14 protein-coding genes are annotated in these 15,554 nt (G+C 59.9%); 2 read left to right on the top strand and 12 right to left on the bottom strand.

Annotation, left to right across the window (positions count from 1 at the left end; translation table 11 throughout):
* Positions 1-117: 117 nt before the first annotated feature.
* The 12 genes from HBO12_RS08905 to HBO12_RS08850 all read right to left on the bottom strand — a co-directional run bounded on the left by HBO12_RS08905 (position 118) and on the right by HBO12_RS08850 (position 12,530).
* Entirely contained in the window at positions 118-885 is a 768-nt protein-coding gene (locus HBO12_RS08905) for a TerC family protein (RefSeq protein ID WP_169954138.1), read from the bottom strand.
* 64 nt (positions 886-949) lie between these two features.
* A complete protein-coding gene (locus HBO12_RS08900) occupies positions 950-2,257 on the bottom strand; it encodes a CitMHS family transporter (RefSeq protein ID WP_169954139.1) in 1,308 nt (435 codons plus the stop codon).
* Positions 2,258-2,716: 459 nt separating this feature from the next.
* Complete coding sequence (locus HBO12_RS08895; protein WP_169954140.1) at positions 2,717-4,678, bottom strand: DUF7844 domain-containing protein; 1,962 nt, start codon at positions 4,676-4,678, stop codon at positions 2,717-2,719.
* Positions 4,675-4,995, bottom strand: coding sequence for a DUF2388 domain-containing protein (locus HBO12_RS08890; RefSeq protein ID WP_170041965.1), 321 nt, complete (start codon positions 4,993-4,995; stop codon positions 4,675-4,677). The genes HBO12_RS08895 and HBO12_RS08890 overlap by 4 nt, the downstream gene beginning before the upstream one ends.
* 26 nt (positions 4,996-5,021) lie before the next feature.
* On the bottom strand, positions 5,022-5,330 hold the full coding sequence (locus tag HBO12_RS08885) for a DUF2388 domain-containing protein (protein ID WP_169954141.1): 309 nt from the start codon (positions 5,328-5,330) through the stop codon (positions 5,022-5,024).
* 113 nt (positions 5,331-5,443) lie between these two features.
* On the bottom strand, positions 5,444-5,764 hold the full coding sequence (locus HBO12_RS08880) for a DUF2388 domain-containing protein (RefSeq protein ID WP_057442142.1): 321 nt from the start codon (positions 5,762-5,764) through the stop codon (positions 5,444-5,446).
* 315 nt (positions 5,765-6,079) lie between these two features.
* Entirely contained in the window at positions 6,080-6,295 is a 216-nt protein-coding gene (locus HBO12_RS08875; RefSeq protein WP_007911656.1) for a DUF1127 domain-containing protein, read from the bottom strand.
* Between the two features lie 318 nt (positions 6,296-6,613).
* Complete coding sequence (locus tag HBO12_RS08870) at positions 6,614-8,107, bottom strand: acetyl-CoA hydrolase/transferase family protein (protein WP_170041964.1); 1,494 nt, start codon at positions 8,105-8,107, stop codon at positions 6,614-6,616.
* Positions 8,108-8,287: 180 nt separating this feature from the next.
* A complete protein-coding gene (locus HBO12_RS08865) occupies positions 8,288-9,724 on the bottom strand; it encodes an NAD(P)(+) transhydrogenase (Re/Si-specific) subunit beta (protein WP_038444899.1) in 1,437 nt (478 codons plus the stop codon).
* Positions 9,724-10,044, bottom strand: coding sequence for an NAD(P) transhydrogenase subunit alpha part 2 (locus tag HBO12_RS08860; RefSeq protein ID WP_003233786.1), 321 nt, complete (start codon positions 10,042-10,044; stop codon positions 9,724-9,726). Before HBO12_RS08860 ends, HBO12_RS08865 begins: the two co-directional genes overlap by 1 nt.
* A 15-nt stretch (positions 10,045-10,059) precedes the next feature.
* Positions 10,060-11,181, bottom strand: coding sequence for a Re/Si-specific NAD(P)(+) transhydrogenase subunit alpha (locus HBO12_RS08855; protein ID WP_065942441.1), 1,122 nt, complete (start codon positions 11,179-11,181; stop codon positions 10,060-10,062).
* A gap of 449 nt (positions 11,182-11,630) precedes the next feature.
* Positions 11,631-12,530: a LysR family transcriptional regulator gene (locus HBO12_RS08850; protein ID WP_170041963.1), complete on the bottom strand. Its 900-nt coding sequence runs from the start codon at positions 12,528-12,530 to the stop codon at positions 11,631-11,633.
* A 157-nt stretch (positions 12,531-12,687) separates the two neighbouring features.
* Between HBO12_RS08850 and HBO12_RS08845 the strand changes: the two genes are divergently transcribed.
* Both HBO12_RS08845 and HBO12_RS08840 read left to right on the top strand, forming a co-directional pair.
* Complete coding sequence (locus HBO12_RS08845; protein WP_029290432.1) at positions 12,688-13,869, top strand: acyl-CoA dehydrogenase; 1,182 nt, start codon at positions 12,688-12,690, stop codon at positions 13,867-13,869.
* A 13-nt stretch (positions 13,870-13,882) separates the two neighbouring features.
* Positions 13,883-15,103: a CaiB/BaiF CoA transferase family protein gene (locus HBO12_RS08840; protein WP_169954147.1), complete on the top strand. Its 1,221-nt coding sequence runs from the start codon at positions 13,883-13,885 to the stop codon at positions 15,101-15,103.
* The last annotated feature ends 451 nt before the right edge of the window (positions 15,104-15,554 follow it).

Raw genomic sequence — 15,554 nt, 5'->3', positions numbered from 1 at the left:
GCCTGTGCGCCAGCATCGCATAGCTAAAGTCGGCATTGAAACAAAACTGTCATGAAATCAGCTTTTTGCGGGCGAAAAAAAGGGGCCCGCAAGGGCCCCCATTTTGCTCATCTCGGGTTATTGACCCGGAATGTCCTTGCGCAGTTTCACTGGATCCTGCTGCTTTTTCTTCTTCGCGATGGCGGTACGCATCTTGATGTTGATGGCCTCGACCGCGAGGGAGAACGCCATGGCGAAGTACACGTAGCCTTTTGGCACATGCACATCGAAGGATTCGGCGATCAACACGGTACCCACGATCAACAGGAACGACAGCGCGAGCATTTTCAGCGACGGGTGCTTGTCGATGAACTCGCTGATGGTGCCGGCGGCCAGCATCATCACCAGTACGGCAACGACGATCGCGGCGACCATGACCGGTACGTGGGAAACCATGCCCACGGCGGTAATCACCGAGTCCAGGGAGAACACGATATCGATGATCGCGATCTGGATGATGGTGTAGATGAACTTGCCACCCTTGCCTTTCGGCTCTTCGTGGGTTTCGTCTTCACCTTCCAGGGCGTGGTACATCTCCTGGGAGCTTTTCCATAGCAGGAACAGGCCACCGAAGAACAGGATCAGGTCACGACCGGAAATACCCTGGCCCAATACCACGAACAGGTCGGCGGTCAGTTGCATCACCCAGGTGATCGACAGCAGCAGCAGGATCCGCGTGACCATGGCCAGGGCCAGGCCGAAGATCCGGGTGCGCGCCTGCATATGCTTGGGCATGCGGCTGACCAGGATCGAAATCATGATGATGTTATCGATGCCCAGGACGATCTCGAGTGCCGTCAAGGTGAAGAAGGCAATCCAGATCTCCGGATTGGTCAGCCATTCCATATGTGTTCCTTTGTGCGAGTGTTAGACCGCGCCGGGGTAAGGCCGGCGCAGTGGGTTGTTACGATTATAGAGTGCTGAACAGCGGGAATGTGCCCAACAACAATGCGGCGATCATTATGCACAGGCATACCAATACTGCCCACTTCAGGGTGAAGCGCTGGTGGTCGCCAAATTCGATACCGGCCAGGGCTACCAGCAGGTAAGTCGAAGGTACCAGCGGGCTGAGCAAGTGTACCGGTTGGCCAACAATCGAGGCGCGGCCCATTTCTGCGGCGGTGATGCCGTAGTGGCTGGCGGCTTCGGCCAGCACCGGCAGTACGCCGTAGTAGAACGCATCGTTGGACATGAAGAAGGTGAACGGCATGCTCACCAGCGCGGTGATCACCGCCAGGTACGGGCCCAGGGCTTCCGGGATGACCGCCAGCAGGCTCTTGGACATGGCATCGACCATGCCGGTGCCCGACAGGATCCCGGTGAAGATACCGGCGGCGAAAATCAGGCCAACCACTGCCAGCACGCTGCCCGAGTGGGCCGCAACGCGGTCTTTCTGCTGTTGCAGGCACGGGTAGTTGACGATCATCGCGATACTGAAGGCCACCATGAACAGCACTGGCAGCGGGAGCAGGCCTGCAATCAGGGTGCACATCAGGACCAGGGTCAGGGCGCCGTTGAACCAGATCAGTTTCGGGCGACGGGCATCCGGGAACTGCGAGACGCTGATTTCGCTATGGTCGATTTCATCGCCTTGCAGGTGCAACACGCCCAGGCGAGCGCGTTCACGCAGGCCGTACATATAGGCAATCACCAGGATGGCCACTACGCCGGCGGCCATGGCCGGGATCATCGGTACGAAGATGTCCGAGGGATCCACGTGCAGCGCACTGGCGGCGCGGGCGGTCGGGCCGCCCCAGGGCGTCATGTTCATCACGCCGCCGGCGAGGATGATCAGGCCGGCCATGATCCGTGGGCTCATGCCAATGCGATTGTACAAAGGCAGCATGGCGGCCACGCAGATCATATAGGTAGTGGCGCCGTCACCGTCCAGGGACACCACCAGCGCCAGCACGGCAGTACCGACCGAGACTTTCAGCGGGTCGCCCTTGACCAGCTTGAGGATTTTGCGCACGGCCGGATCGAACAGGCCGGAGTCGATCATCAAGGCAAAGTAGAGGATGGCAAACATCAGCATCACGCCGGTGGGCGCCAGCTTGGTGATGCCTTCGAGCATCATCGGGCCGATCTTCGGTGCAAAGCCACCGAACAGCGCGAACAGGATCGGCACGATGATCAGGGCGATCAGCGCCGACAGGCGCTTGGTCATGATCAGGAACATGAACGTGATGACCATGGCAAAGCCAAGGAAAGTCAGCATAGGAATACTCCAGGCGTAGCGCGGCTAGGGAATGGCGAACCGGGTGGGGTCAGCGCAGAACGAAAAGCGCGAGGCGTACGGGGGGAGTGGGGAAAAACAGGCGGGTACGAGCGGACATCAGAATCACCATTGTTGTTGTTAATTGGGCCCCTGGGCATAAAAACGCTCAGGTTGGCCAACCGGTCTATTGCCGGTAGTGAGGGCGATCCTAATCGCGAAAGCTTTCAGCCAGCTTTCGCTGGGTAAACAGGTGATGAACAGATGTTTCGTAGGATTGGTCTGGTTTTGATGTCTGTAAGGGCGCTATCGCGGGCAAGCCCTAATGCCAGTCAGTTAAGCGCAGATCCCTGTGGGAGCGGGCTTGCTCGCGAAAGCAGTGGGTCAGTCAACCTCAATGTTTGCTGGGCCGACGTCTTCGCGGCGATGCGGCGATCCGACAAGCCCGCGATGCTTCTGATCTTAAGGCAGTTGCAGGCCGCCGGCCGCCTTGTGCAAGGCCCGCAGATGCTCGCCCACCTGCTTGAGATTGGCCTCGCAGGCGGCAATTTCCGCAGCCCGCGAAGGCTCCAGCAGCGCCCTCACCTCTTTATCCAGGTCGCCGGTCAGCGATTGCAGCTGCTTCTGGCGCGATGCGCTTTCTGATTCCAGGCGCTGCCATTCCTTGGGCTGGGGCAATCCATAACCGCTGCTGCCGAGCAGCTCCGCCGGGCGGCTGAGGAAGCCGCTGTTGGCGAGGATCTGCTGCAACGTCGCATCGGCCTTGGCCATGCCGCCGTTCTTCAGCTCGCGGGCACCGAGGTAGCGTTGCTTGACCTCGTCCTGGGCGAGCATCAGTTGTTTGCGAAAGCTCGCCTGTTCCAGCAGCAGCAAGGCGGCGCTGGTGCGCAGGTCAGCCTGGTCGAACCAGGTCCTGCGTTGCTCGGCGCTCAAGGCCAGCCAGTCTTCGACCTGGGTCTGGGGGATCGGCAGGTGTTTTTTCAGCACCTCGAACATCGCCTGGTAGCGCTCGCGGAAGGAGTCGAAGTGATAACCCAGGCGCAAGGCTTCGCGGCGGTCATCCAGCACACTGGTGTCGGCCAGCCCGCGGGCCTTGAGCACTTCGAGCAAACCGTTGGGGGTGATGTTGTCCAGGGTGGTCAGTTGCGGGTTGGCGCTGCCGCTGCGCAGCAGTTTCAGGCCTTCGACCGCGCAGTTGTTGGAGAGGAAGTAGTAATTGCCGTCGTAGCTCCAGTGCATTTCGGCGGCGTGTTCGACGGTGTCGTTGATCTCTTGGCGCGTGAGGATCAAGGGCACGGACGCCAGGCCACGCAGTTCGGTCTTGGTGTACTCGTCGATGACCTGGGCCAGGGGCAGGACAAATAGGCGTGAAGGGTACTTGCCCACCAGCCCGTCCCAGCTCGATAGCTGCACGTCGCCCACGAATGCGCGGTAGGACAACACCAGGTGCTGGTCCAGGTCCAGGCGGCAATCCGGGCCACGGGGGCGGCCCGGCGCGCAGATCACCAGGCGCAGCATGCTGTGGCCCCAGCGGCTCACCAGGTTCTGGTTGGCTTCGGCCAGCAGATAGTCGATGGCGTACACGCGCTCGGGATCGACCTGGCCCAGGGGCGTCTTGGCAAAGTCGTTGCCGGCGTTGAGGAAGGCGAAGGTGTTGGCGCACGCGTCCTTGGCGGGCGGGGCCCAGCCGAAGTGTTGCTGGTAGTAACGGTACAGCGCGGGCCGGCGGCAGGCGTAGCTCGGGTCGAGGAGGAAGTACTCCATGTTGACCGCGACGAACTCCTTGGGGTTGGTGATTTCGTACAGGTCCGGACTGCGCGCCACTTGCCGGTTGTGTTGCTCGCGCTCGCCACGGCGGCCGACGTATTGCGGCCAGCCGGCCAGGTCGAGCAAGCGCGGGTCGTCGCTGAGGGTGAAGCGCCGGTCATTCTGGCCACGGCATTGATCGGGCAGGCCGATCAGGCCGGTGATGTTGTTCTGGCGGCTGCAGCGTTGGATCAACGAGCGCTGGTCCTTGGGCCACAGGCGCGCGCGGTCGTAGATGTGGGTCAGTTCATGCAAGACGGTGGCGAGCAGCTCCCGGCGCACGGTGCCGTGGGGTCGCTGGGTCTGCTGGGTGGCGGCGGTACCGTCGGTGAGGCTGGCCAATAGCCTGCGGTTGAGGTCCAGTTCGGACACCAGCGACGCCTGGCCATAGGCGTTGGCGGGCATGTCGTCGGTCCAGCCGACGTCGATGCGCCGGTCCAGTTGCTCGATGAAGCGCGGCGGCAGCGCCTGCATCGCTTCATCAAGCAATGCCTGGCTGGCCTGCTGCTGGGCTGGGCTCAAGCCGTCGGTCTTGAGCCGTAGTTGCAGGCTGGCCTGGGCGGCGTTGCCGGCCAGCAGCACCGTCGCAGCCAATAGCCAGGCGGTGAGGCGCCTCACAATGCGAGGATGGCTTCGGCGAGGACCTGGTCGCTGGCGTCGCGGGCTTCGGGCACGCGAGTTCGCAGGGTGTCGAAGGCGGCTTCCAGTTGCGCGCCACGGATATCGCCATTGCTGGCGACAAAGCTGGCGGCGTCATCGTGGGCTGCACGCACGACTTTGGAGTCACGGATAGAGGTGGTGGTGTCCGAGGTGAAATCAATGGTGCGGCCAAAGGCACGAACAATGATGTTACTGGTGGCCACGAGAGTTTGTGCCTGGGCGATATCTGCCAGCAAGAACAGGCCGAGAGAAGCTGCGATCAACGGGCGACGCATGGAATGACTCCAAAGGGTAAAGATGATTATTGGACGAGAATTGCCTGGGCCAGTTCAAGGTCACTGGACTTAAGTTTTGGCTGGGTGCGACGCAGGTAATCCAGTGCACTTTCCAGCCGGGCGCCCCGCCATTGGCCGTCAGTGGCAATAAACGCAGCAGCGTCATCCTGGGCTGCCAGTATCAATTTACGATCGAACGGCGCCGAGGTCACTTTGCTGGTGGCATAGGCGCTGGCGACGAGGCCTTGTGTGGACAGATCAAAGGCCTGGACCGGCCCGGCCCCGCACACGGCAAGCACCGTGGGAACAATCAACAAGCGGTATGAAAAAGCCATGGGACTCGACAACTGAAAACGAGCGCCAAGGCTAGCGTAATGCCCGGGCGAGAGCCAGCGCGGGTACTTCTATGCAGGAGCCGGCAAGTCGGCTCCTGCAAAACAGGCCTGGCTCAGATGGCCAGGATTGCCTGGGCCAGTTGCACATCGGTAGCGGCATTGAGTTGTGGCGCCTGTTGGCGGATCTGCGCCAGGGCGCTTTCCAGCTTCACGCCACGGATCGCGCCTTCGCTGGCGACGAAGCTGGCGGCATCGTCACGGGCAGCGCGCACGACTTTGTTGTCGCGCAGCGAGGAGGTGGCATCGGAGCTGGCGTCGGAAGTGGCTTTGAGAGCGCCCACAATCGAGTCGGTGGTCACGATCAGGCTGGTGGCGCTGGCATTGGCGGCGACGGCAAGCAGGGCTGCAGCGCTCAGCAAACGAAGACGGGACATGGGGTGACTCCTGTGTATGAGACGAACTAATGACGCGATAGTAGCTGGCGCCTATCTGTTCGGGTAGTGCGCAGTTGGAAGTGGTGGCTCACGGAGGTTATTTGACCGGTACAAATCAGCCAATGCGTAATTGTACTGGTTAATTGTTATGTTTTTTAAACTGTACCTGTCCAGGCATCGAGGATGGCTTCCACGCTATTTTTTCGTCCTCCCAGAAACAACAAAACCCGCCGCCGGTTACCCGGGGCGGGCTTTGCTACAACAATTCGGGGTGCTGGCGGTGGACCCGGTAGGTCAGGGCCAGCGGGCGCTAAATCAGCGCCAGAACGGCTTGCTCAGCTCTTCGTAGCGTTGAGCTTCGCTGATCCCGGCATCGGCCAGCAGACGCGAATCCAGACGAGCCAGTTGATGGCGGCTGGAGATGCGGCGCTGCCACAACATCAGGTTGGCGATAACGCGCAGAGGCAGGGAAGCCTGGGTGTTTACAGCTTTATCTTCGAAGAACAGTTCGGAACTGAGTGTACGTTCCATGATGACATCCTTCCGCTTGTGGCGGGATTAGGTAGTGGTTTAACTGATGCCAATGATCCTCCTCCGGCGCAAGACTCTCTAGATACAGTTCACCTGTATTGTGAGGGGCCAGTTAACTGTTTATAGCGGCTGTACTGTACGGAAATGGGGCAACTGTACCTGTCAGCACTTATTTGGTGCGTTTTAGGCGTTTTGGAAAGGATTTGTAGGGTTTTGCGGTAGGAAATGACCGGTACAGCAGTACAGTTTTTTTCAAAAGTACCGCGCTCAGTTCCAGGTGAATGCAACTGTGCTTGCATTCACCTGGATCTGTATTGATCAGCCTTTGAGCATGTGCCCGGTTTCTTCCAGGTTGATGTGCCAGCTCAAGGCTTCGCGCAGGATGTGCGGGGTGTGCCCGCCGATGGCGCAGGCGGCGGTGTAGTAGTTGTTGAGGGCGTCACGGTAGTCCGGGTGCACGCAGTTATCGATGATCACCCGTGCCCGCTCCCGTGGCGCCAGGCCGCGCAGGTCGGCCAGGCCGATCTCGGTCACGAGGATGTCGACGTCATGCTCGGTATGGTCGACATGGCTGACCATCGGCACCACGCTGGAAATCGCCCCGCCCTTGGCAATGGACTTGGTGACAAAGATCGCCAGGTGCGCGTTGCGGGCGAAATCTCCCGAGCCGCCAATGCCGTTCATCATCCGCGTACCACACACGTGGGTGGAGTTGACGTTGCCGTAGATATCGAACTCCAGCGCGGTGTTGATGCCGATGATGCCCAGGCGGCGCACCACTTCCGGGTGGTTGGAGATTTCCTGCGGGCGCAGCACCAGCTTGTCTTTGTAGCGCTCCAGGTTGCCGAACACGTCGGCATTGCGCCGCTCTGACAAGGTAATCGAACTGCCGGAGGCAAAGCTCAGCTTGCCGGCGTCGATCAGGTCGAAGGTCGAGTCCTGGAGGACTTCGGAGTACATGGTCAGGTCTTCGAACGGCGACTCGATCAACCCGCACATCACCGCGTTGGCGATATTACCGATGCCGGCTTGCAACGGGCCGAGCTTGTTGGTCATGCGTCCGGCATCCACTTCCTGCTTGAGGAAGTTGATCAGGTGATTGGCGATCCCCTGGGTGTCGCTGTCGGGCGGGGTCACTGTGGAGGCGGAGTCGGCCTGGTTGGTGATGACGATGGCGACGATCTTCTCGGGCGGGATCGGGATCGCGGTGCTGCCGATGCGATCATCCACCTTGACCAGTGGGATCGGGGTGCGGGTCGGGCGGTAGGTCGGGATATAGATGTCGTGCAGGCCTTCCAGATTCGGGTTGTGCGCCAGGTTGATCTCGATGATCACCTGCTTGGCAAAAATCGCGAAGCTGGCCGAGTTGCCCACGGAGGTGGTGGGCACGATGTGGCCTTGCTCGGTGATGGCCACAGCTTCAATCACCGCGATGTCCGGCAGCTTGAGCTGGTTGTTGCGCAGCTGTTCGACGGTTTCCGACAGATGCTGGTCGATAAACATCACTTCGCCGGCATTGATCGCCTTGCGCAGGGTGCTGTCGACCTGAAATGGCATGCGGCGCGACAACACGCCGGCTTCGGTCAGTTGCTTGTCCAGGTCGTTGCCCAGGCTGGCGCCGGTCATCAGGGTGATTTTCAGGGGCGAGGTCTTGGCACGTTCGGCCAGGGCGTGGGGCACGGCCTTGGCTTCACCGGCGCGGGTAAAGCCGCTCATGCCGACGGTCATGCCGTCCTCGATCAGGGCGGCAGCATCGGCGGCGCTCATGACCTTGTTCAACAGCGAAGGCAAGCGGATACGATCACGGTACATGGATTGTTATCTCGGGCAACGGAGGCAAGGTGGGCAGTCTAGTGATTTCAAAGGCGTTCGTCCCGCTACCATGGTCGAATGCCAGCTGGCGATTTAGAGCCTTTGGTCGGGTTTTTCCCGCTAATAAAAAACCCCAGCCTACGGGAGGCCGGGGTTTTGGGTATTGCGCTGGAGCAGTGTTTATTCGACGGCCTTGACCATGTCTTCGATGACCTTCTTCGCGTCGCCGAAGACCATCATGGTCTTGTCCAGGTAGAACAATTCGTTATCCAGGCCGGCGTAACCGCTGGCCATCGAGCGCTTGTTGACGATGATCGTCTTGGCCTTGAAGGCTTCGAGAATCGGCATGCCGGCGATCGGCGATTTCGGATCGTTCTTGGCGGCCGGGTTGACCACGTCGTTGGCGCCCAGCACCAGCACCACGTCGGCCTGGCCGAACTCGGAGTTGATGTCTTCCATCTCGAACACCTGGTCGTAAGGCACCTCGGCCTCGGCCAGCAGCACGTTCATGTGGCCAGGCATGCGGCCGGCGACCGGGTGGATCGCGTATTTCACGGTGACGCCGCGATGGGTCAGCTTCTCGGTCAGCTCTTTAAGGGCGTGTTGCGCCCGCGCGACCGCCAGGCCATAGCCTGGGACGATGATCACGGTGTCGGCGTTGGTCAGCAGGAAAGTGGCGTCGTCGGCCGAACCGGACTTCACCGGGCGCGCTTCTTTCGAACCGGCCGGCCCTGCCGCATCCGGCGTATTGCCGAAACCGCCGAGCAGCACGTTGAAGAACGAGCGGTTCATCGCCTTGCACATGATGTACGAGAGGATCGCACCGCTCGAACCCACCAGGGAGCCGGCAATGATCAGCATCGAGTTGTTCAGCGAGAAGCCGATGCCCGCCGCTGCCCAGCCGGAGTAGCTGTTGAGCATCGAGACAACCACCGGCATGTCGGCGCCGCCAATCGGGATGATGATCAGCACGCCCAGCACGAAGGCCAGGGCTAGCATCAGGGCGAAGGCACTGAGGTTGCCGGTGAACATAAACACCAGGCCCAGGCCCAGGGTGGCCAGGCCCAGCACGAGGTTCAACTTGTGCTGGCCGCCAAACTGTACCGGTGCGCCCTGGAACAGGCGGAACTTGTACTTGCCCGACAGCTTGCCGAAGGCAATGACCGAACCGGAGAAGGTAATGGCACCAATGGCTGCGCCGAGGAACAGCTCCAGGCGGTTGCCCGCAGGAATCGCGTCACCCAGTTGCTTGACGATCCCCAGGGATTGCGGCTCGACCACCGCCGCGATGGCGATAAACACCGCCGCCAGGCCGATCATGCTGTGCATGAAGGCTACCAGTTCGGGCATCTTGGTCATTTCTACGCGCTTGGCCATGATCGAACCGGCGGTGCCGCCGATCAGCAGGCCGACAATCACGTAGCCGATCCCGGCAGTGGCCAGCTCTGCACCGAGCTTATAGATGAGGCCCACGGTGGTGAGTACCGCCAGCGCCATGCCGAGCATGCCGAACAGGTTGCCGCGTCGGGACGTGGTGGGGTGCGACAGGCCCTTGAGGGCCTGGATGAAGCAGATCGACGCGATCAGGTAGAGCGTCGTCACGAGGTTCATGCTCATTACTTCTGCACCTCTTCTTTAGCCTTGGGCGCTTTCTTCTTGAACATCTCAAGCATCCTACGGGTAACCAGGAAACCGCCGAACACGTTGACGGCAGCCAGGGCCACGGCCAGGGTGCCCATGGTCTTGCCCAGCGGGGTAACGGTGAGTGCGGCGGCGAGCATGGCGCCAACGATCACAATCGCCGAAATTGCGTTGGTCACGGCCATCAGCGGCGTGTGCAGCGCGGGGGTGACGTTCCAGACCACGTGGTAACCGACATAAATCGCCAGCACGAAGATGATCAGGTTGTAGATACCGGGGGAGATAAGCTCTTCCATCGTCTGAATCCCTGCTTAGGCGTTTTTGCGGATGACTTGGCCGTCGCGGCACATCAGGCACGCGGCGACGATGTCGTCTTCGAGGTTGATTTCAAACTGCCCTTCCTTGGTGAAGACCAGCTTCAGGAAGTCCAGCAGGTTGCGCGCATACAGGGCCGAAGCATCGGCAGCGACCGCGCCGGCTAGGTTGGTCGGGCCACAGATGGTCACGCCGTTTTCCACCACCACCTGGTCGGCGACGGTCAGTGGGCAGTTGCCACCCTGGGCGGCGGCCAGGTCGATCACCACGGAGCCTGGCTTCATCTGGGCGACGGTTTCGGCGCTCAGCAGCGTCGGGGCCTTGCGACCCGGAATCAGGGCGGTGGTGATGACGATATCGGCCTGCTTGGCGCGCTCATGCACGGCCAGGGCCTGGCGCTGCATCCAGCTGGTGGGCATGGGGCGGGCGTAGCCGCCGACACCGACGGCGCATTCGCGCTCTTCATCGGTCTCGTAGGGCACGTCGACGAACTTGGCACCGAGGGACTCGATCTGCTCCTTCACGGCCGGGCGTACGTCGGACGCTTCGATGACGGCACCCAGGCGTTTCGCCGTAGCGATGGCTTGCAGGCCGGCAACACCGGCGCCGAGGATCAGCACGCGAGCGGCTTTCACCGTACCGGCGGCGGTCATCAGCATTGGCATGAAGCGCGGGTAGTGATGGGCCGCCAGCAACACTGCCTTGTAGCCGGCAATGTTGGCCTGGGACGACAGCACATCCAGGCTCTGCGCACGGGAGGTACGCGGCGCGGCCTCCAGGGCGAAGGCAGTGATGCCATGTTCGGCCAGTTGGGTGATGGTTTCGTTGCTGAACGGATTGAGCATGCCCACCAACACGGTGCCGCTTTTAATCAGCGTCAGCTCGCTGTCGCTGGGGGCGACCACCTTGAGAATCAGCTCGGCGCCAAACGCATCGCTGGCACTGCCAATGGTTGCGCCTGCCGTTTCATAGGCACTGTCGACGACGCTGGCTTTGATACCTGCACCGCTTTGTACAGTGACCTTATGGCCCTGGCCGATCAGCTTCTTGATGGTTTCCGGGGTTGCAGCAACCCGCGTTTCACCGGTCTGGGTTTCGAGAGGAACACCAATGTGCACGTCAAATCTCCTGCATGATCTTTTTGCTTTTGATTTTTGTAAAAAGGCCAGTGCACCGCGAGTGGCGCAACTGGGGCGGCCGATCAGCACGACCCCGCTGAAATGACAGCAGGGCGCGGCATTTTGCAGGCGAACTTTACGGCCTTCAAGGGATTATGACGGGTGACGAAAAATTAACTACAAGTCACCCTGTGACTGATTGTCGCAATGTGCCGGAATAACCTCTTGGAATACAGGTGTTTAAAGGGTTATCGCGGGAAAAGTCGATTTACCCAATTGTCGACATGAATAACCGATCATTGCCCCCGAATACCCGCTGTAGGGCTTGCAGCTATTGGCTTGCAGAGGGTTTTACGGTCGAACGGTACAGTCTGTCAAAAGGCGACATATACGTATATCTGTAGGTCTCTAAATTACCTGACTACAAGGTCAATAACTTGCCCGGGCCTCTAGAATTGATGGCTGTAGCGCTGTGCCTGATCAATTAGCCAGTCTCGAAAGGCGTGCAGTGATGCAGATTCGACCTTTCTTTCGGGAATCATCAGGTAATAGGCTTTGCTGCTGGTCAGCGCCTGCGGGTTGGCAATCACCAGTTGTTTCTCGCTCAGTTCCCGCTGAATAAGGAACGGTGGGATCAAGGCAATCCCCATGTCATGCATGGCCGCCTGGGACAGCATGGAGAATAGCTCGTAGCGCGGGCCTGTCATGTCCCGGGGGATATTCAGTTGTTGGGCGTTGAACCACTGGCGCCAGGCGTAGGGTCGCGTGGTTTGTTGCAGCAGTGGCAGTTCGGCGATTTCCTCTGCGCGAAAGTGCGTGCGGTTTTGCAGCAAGCGCGGGCTGCAGACGGGGACTGGATTTTCGCCCATCAGCCGATGAAATTCGGTGCCCGACCAGTCGGCATCGCCGAAATACACAGCGGCATCGAACTCGGTATCGGCAAACAGGAACGGGCGGGTGCGGTTGGTCAGGTTCACTGTGACTTCGGGGTGTTGCTGCTGGAAATCCTTCAGGCGCGGGATCAGCCACTGCGTGCCGAACGTGGGCACTACCGCCAGCTCAATCACATTGGTGCCCTGCTGTCCCATCACTGACAGGGTGTCACGCTCCACGGCATCCAATTGCGTCGCGACCCGCCGGCTATAGGAAAGCCCGGCTTCGGTGAGCTTTACCCCGCGTCGCGAGCGCCGAAACAGCTCGACACTCAAAAACTCCTCAAGGCTGGCGATCTGTCGGCAGATCGCGCCCTGGGTGATGGAAAGTTCTTGCGCGGCCTTGGTGAAGCTTTCGTGGCGGGCTGCTGCTTCAAAGCTGACCAGGGCCGTGGTGCTGGGGATCTTTCTGCGCATGTACCGTACTCTCACTAATAAAAGGCTGTTGCGCCTTTCTCAATCGTTACGGAGTGAGAAATTAGCACAAGGCTATGCAAAAACCTCGTTTGCCCTCCTCGCCTACCCGGCCTAGGCTGCATGCACGACTTTTGATTTACTTCGCGAGGACTCACTCATGGGCGGTAAGGCAAGCTTCAACTGGATCGATCCACTGCTGCTGGATCAACAGCTCACTGAAGAAGAGCGCATGGTGCGCGACAGCGCCGAGCAATTTGCCCAGGACAAGCTGGCGCCGCGCGTGCTTGAAGCCTTCCGTCATGAAAAGACCGACCCTGCGATTTTCCGTGAAATGGGCGAGACCGGCCTGCTCGGCGCCATGATTCCTGAGCAGTACGGTGGCAGTGGCTTGAACTATGTCAGCTACGGCTTGATTGCCCGGGAAGTGGAGCGTGTCGATTCCGGCTATCGCTCGATGATGAGCGTGCAGTCTTCACTGGTGATGGTGCCGATCAATGAGTTCGGCACTGAAGCGCAAAAGCAGAAGTACCTGCCCAAGCTGGCCTCGGGTGAGTGGATTGGTTGCTTTGGCCTGACCGAGCCGAACCATGGTTCGGACCCGGGCGCGATGATTACCCGCGCACGCAAGGTGGATGGCGGCTACAGCCTTACCGGCAGCAAGATGTGGATCACCAACAGCCCGATTGCCGATGTGTTTGTGGTCTGGGGCAAGGACGACGCCGGCGACATCCGTGGTTTTGTCCTGGAGAAGGGCTGGAAAGGCCTGAGTGCGCCGGCGATTCACGGCAAGGTCGGCCTGCGTGCGTCTATCACCGGTGAAATCGTCATGGACAACGTCTTCGTTCCTGAAGAAAACATCTTTCCCGATGTGCGTGGCTTGAAAGGCCCTTTCACCTGCTTGAACTCGGCCCGCTACGGCATTTCATGGGGGGCCTTGGGGGCTGCGGAGTTCTGCTGGCACACGGCGCGCCAATACACCCTGGATCGTCAACAGTTCGGGCGCCCACTGGCCGCCACGCAGTTGATCCAGAAAAAGCTCGCTGATATGCAGACCGAAATCACCCTCGCCTTGCAAGGCTGTCTGCGCCTGGGGCGGATGAAGGATGAGGGAACGGCCGCGGTGGAGATCACTTCGATCATGAAGCGCAACTCCTGCGGCAAGTCCCTGGATATCGCCCGCATGGCTCGCGACATGCTCGGTGGCAATGGCATCTCCGATGAGTTCGGGATTGCCCGGCACCTGGTCAACCTGGAAGTGGTGAATACCTACGAAGGCACGCATGACGTCCATGCGCTCATCCTCGGGCGCGCCCAGACCGGTATCCAGGCGTTCTATTAATAGGAGTGTGACCATGGGCGCGCTATCGCATCTGCGGGTGCTGGATTTGTCACGGGTGCTGGCGGGGCCTTGGGCCGGGCAGATTCTTGCTGATCTCGGCGCTGAGGTGATCAAGGTCGAACGACCTGGCAGTGGTGACGATACCCGCGCCTGGGGCCCGCCCTTCCTCAAGGATGCCTATGGTGAAAACACCAGTGAGGCGTCCTACTACTTATCGGCCAATCGTAATAAGGAGTCGGTGACTATCGACTTCACGCGGCCGGAGGGGCAGAAGCTGGTCCGGGACCTGGCGGCGAAGTCGGATATCTTGATCGAGAACTTCAAGGTGGGCGGCTTGGCGGCGTATGGCCTGGACTATGAGTCGCTCAAGGAACTCAATCCGCAGCTGATCTATTGCTCTATCACGGGGTTTGGCCAGACTGGGCCGTATGCGGCGCGCGCTGGCTATGACTTCATGATTCAGGGCCTGGGCGGTCTGATGAGTCTGACGGGGCGTCCCGAGGGTGATGAGGGCGAAGGCCCGGTCAAGGTAGGTGTGGCCCTGACCGATATTTTGACCGGACTTTACTCAGCCGTGGCGATTCTGGCGGCCATGGCGCACCGCGACCATGATGGCGGCGGCCAGCATATTGATATGGCGTTGCTGGATGTCCAGGTTGCCTGCCTGGCCAACCAGGCGATGAATTACCTGACGACGGGGGTAGCGCCTAAGCGGCTGGGTAATGCGCATCCGAATATCGTGCCGTATCAGGACTTTCCCACGGCAGATGGCGATTTCATCCTGACCGTGGGTAATGACGGCCAGTTTCGCAAGTTTGCCCAGGTCGCCGGGCAGCCGCAGTGGGCTGATGATCCACGGTTTGCTACTAATAAGCTGCGGGTGGCCAATCGGGCGGTGCTCATTCCATTGATTCGCCAGGCAACGGTGTTCAAGACCACGGCCGAGTGGGTGGCCCAGCTGGAGCAGGTGGGTGTGCCGTGTGGGCCGATCAATGACCTGGCGCAGGTGTTTGCCGATCCGCAGGTGCAGGCGCGTGGGTTGGCTATAGAGTTGCCGCACCCGTTGGCGGGCAAGGTGCCGCAGGTGGGGAGTCCTATTCGGCTGTCCAAGACGCCCGTGGAGTATCGCAGTGCGCCACCGCTCCTGGGCGAGCATACGGCTCAAGTACTCAGCCAGGTGCTGGGGTTGGGAGCGGCTCATGTGGCGGCTTTAAAGGCGGCGGGAGTTATATGAGGTGTGTCTTCTATATAGAAGGGGTTCTACATGGCAGGAGTTGGTTGTTTTTTAATCGATCGTAACTAATTGATAGAAAAGCAAAATCAAGGGTTGACGGCAGATCCTGGAAGTCTATAATTCGCCCCACTTCCGGCGCAGTCGAAACGGAAAACTCTTTGGTAAACAAAGAGTTATGTGGTTTTCGGCAGCGGGTTGCTTCAGTTCATCGGAGCCAAAAAGAAGTTGAAAAAGAGGTGTTGACAGCAGCGTGTAACGCTGTAGAATTCGCCTCCCGCTGACGAGAGATCGAAAGCGCAAGTGGTTGAAGTTGTTGAGGAAAGCCTCGAAACTTCTGAAAATAATCACTTGACAGCAAATGAGGCTGCTGTAGAATGCGCGCCTCGGTTGAGACGAAAGATCTTAACCAACCGCTCTTTAACAACTGAATCAAGCAATTCGTGTGGGTGCT

It is taken from the genome of Pseudomonas sp. WS 5059 (genome assembly GCF_012985525.1).
In the GTDB taxonomy this organism is placed as follows: Bacteria; Pseudomonadota; Gammaproteobacteria; order Pseudomonadales; family Pseudomonadaceae; genus Aquipseudomonas.
Note: the sequence above shows the minus strand (reverse complement) of the source record. Positions and strands in the feature narration are given on the sequence as shown.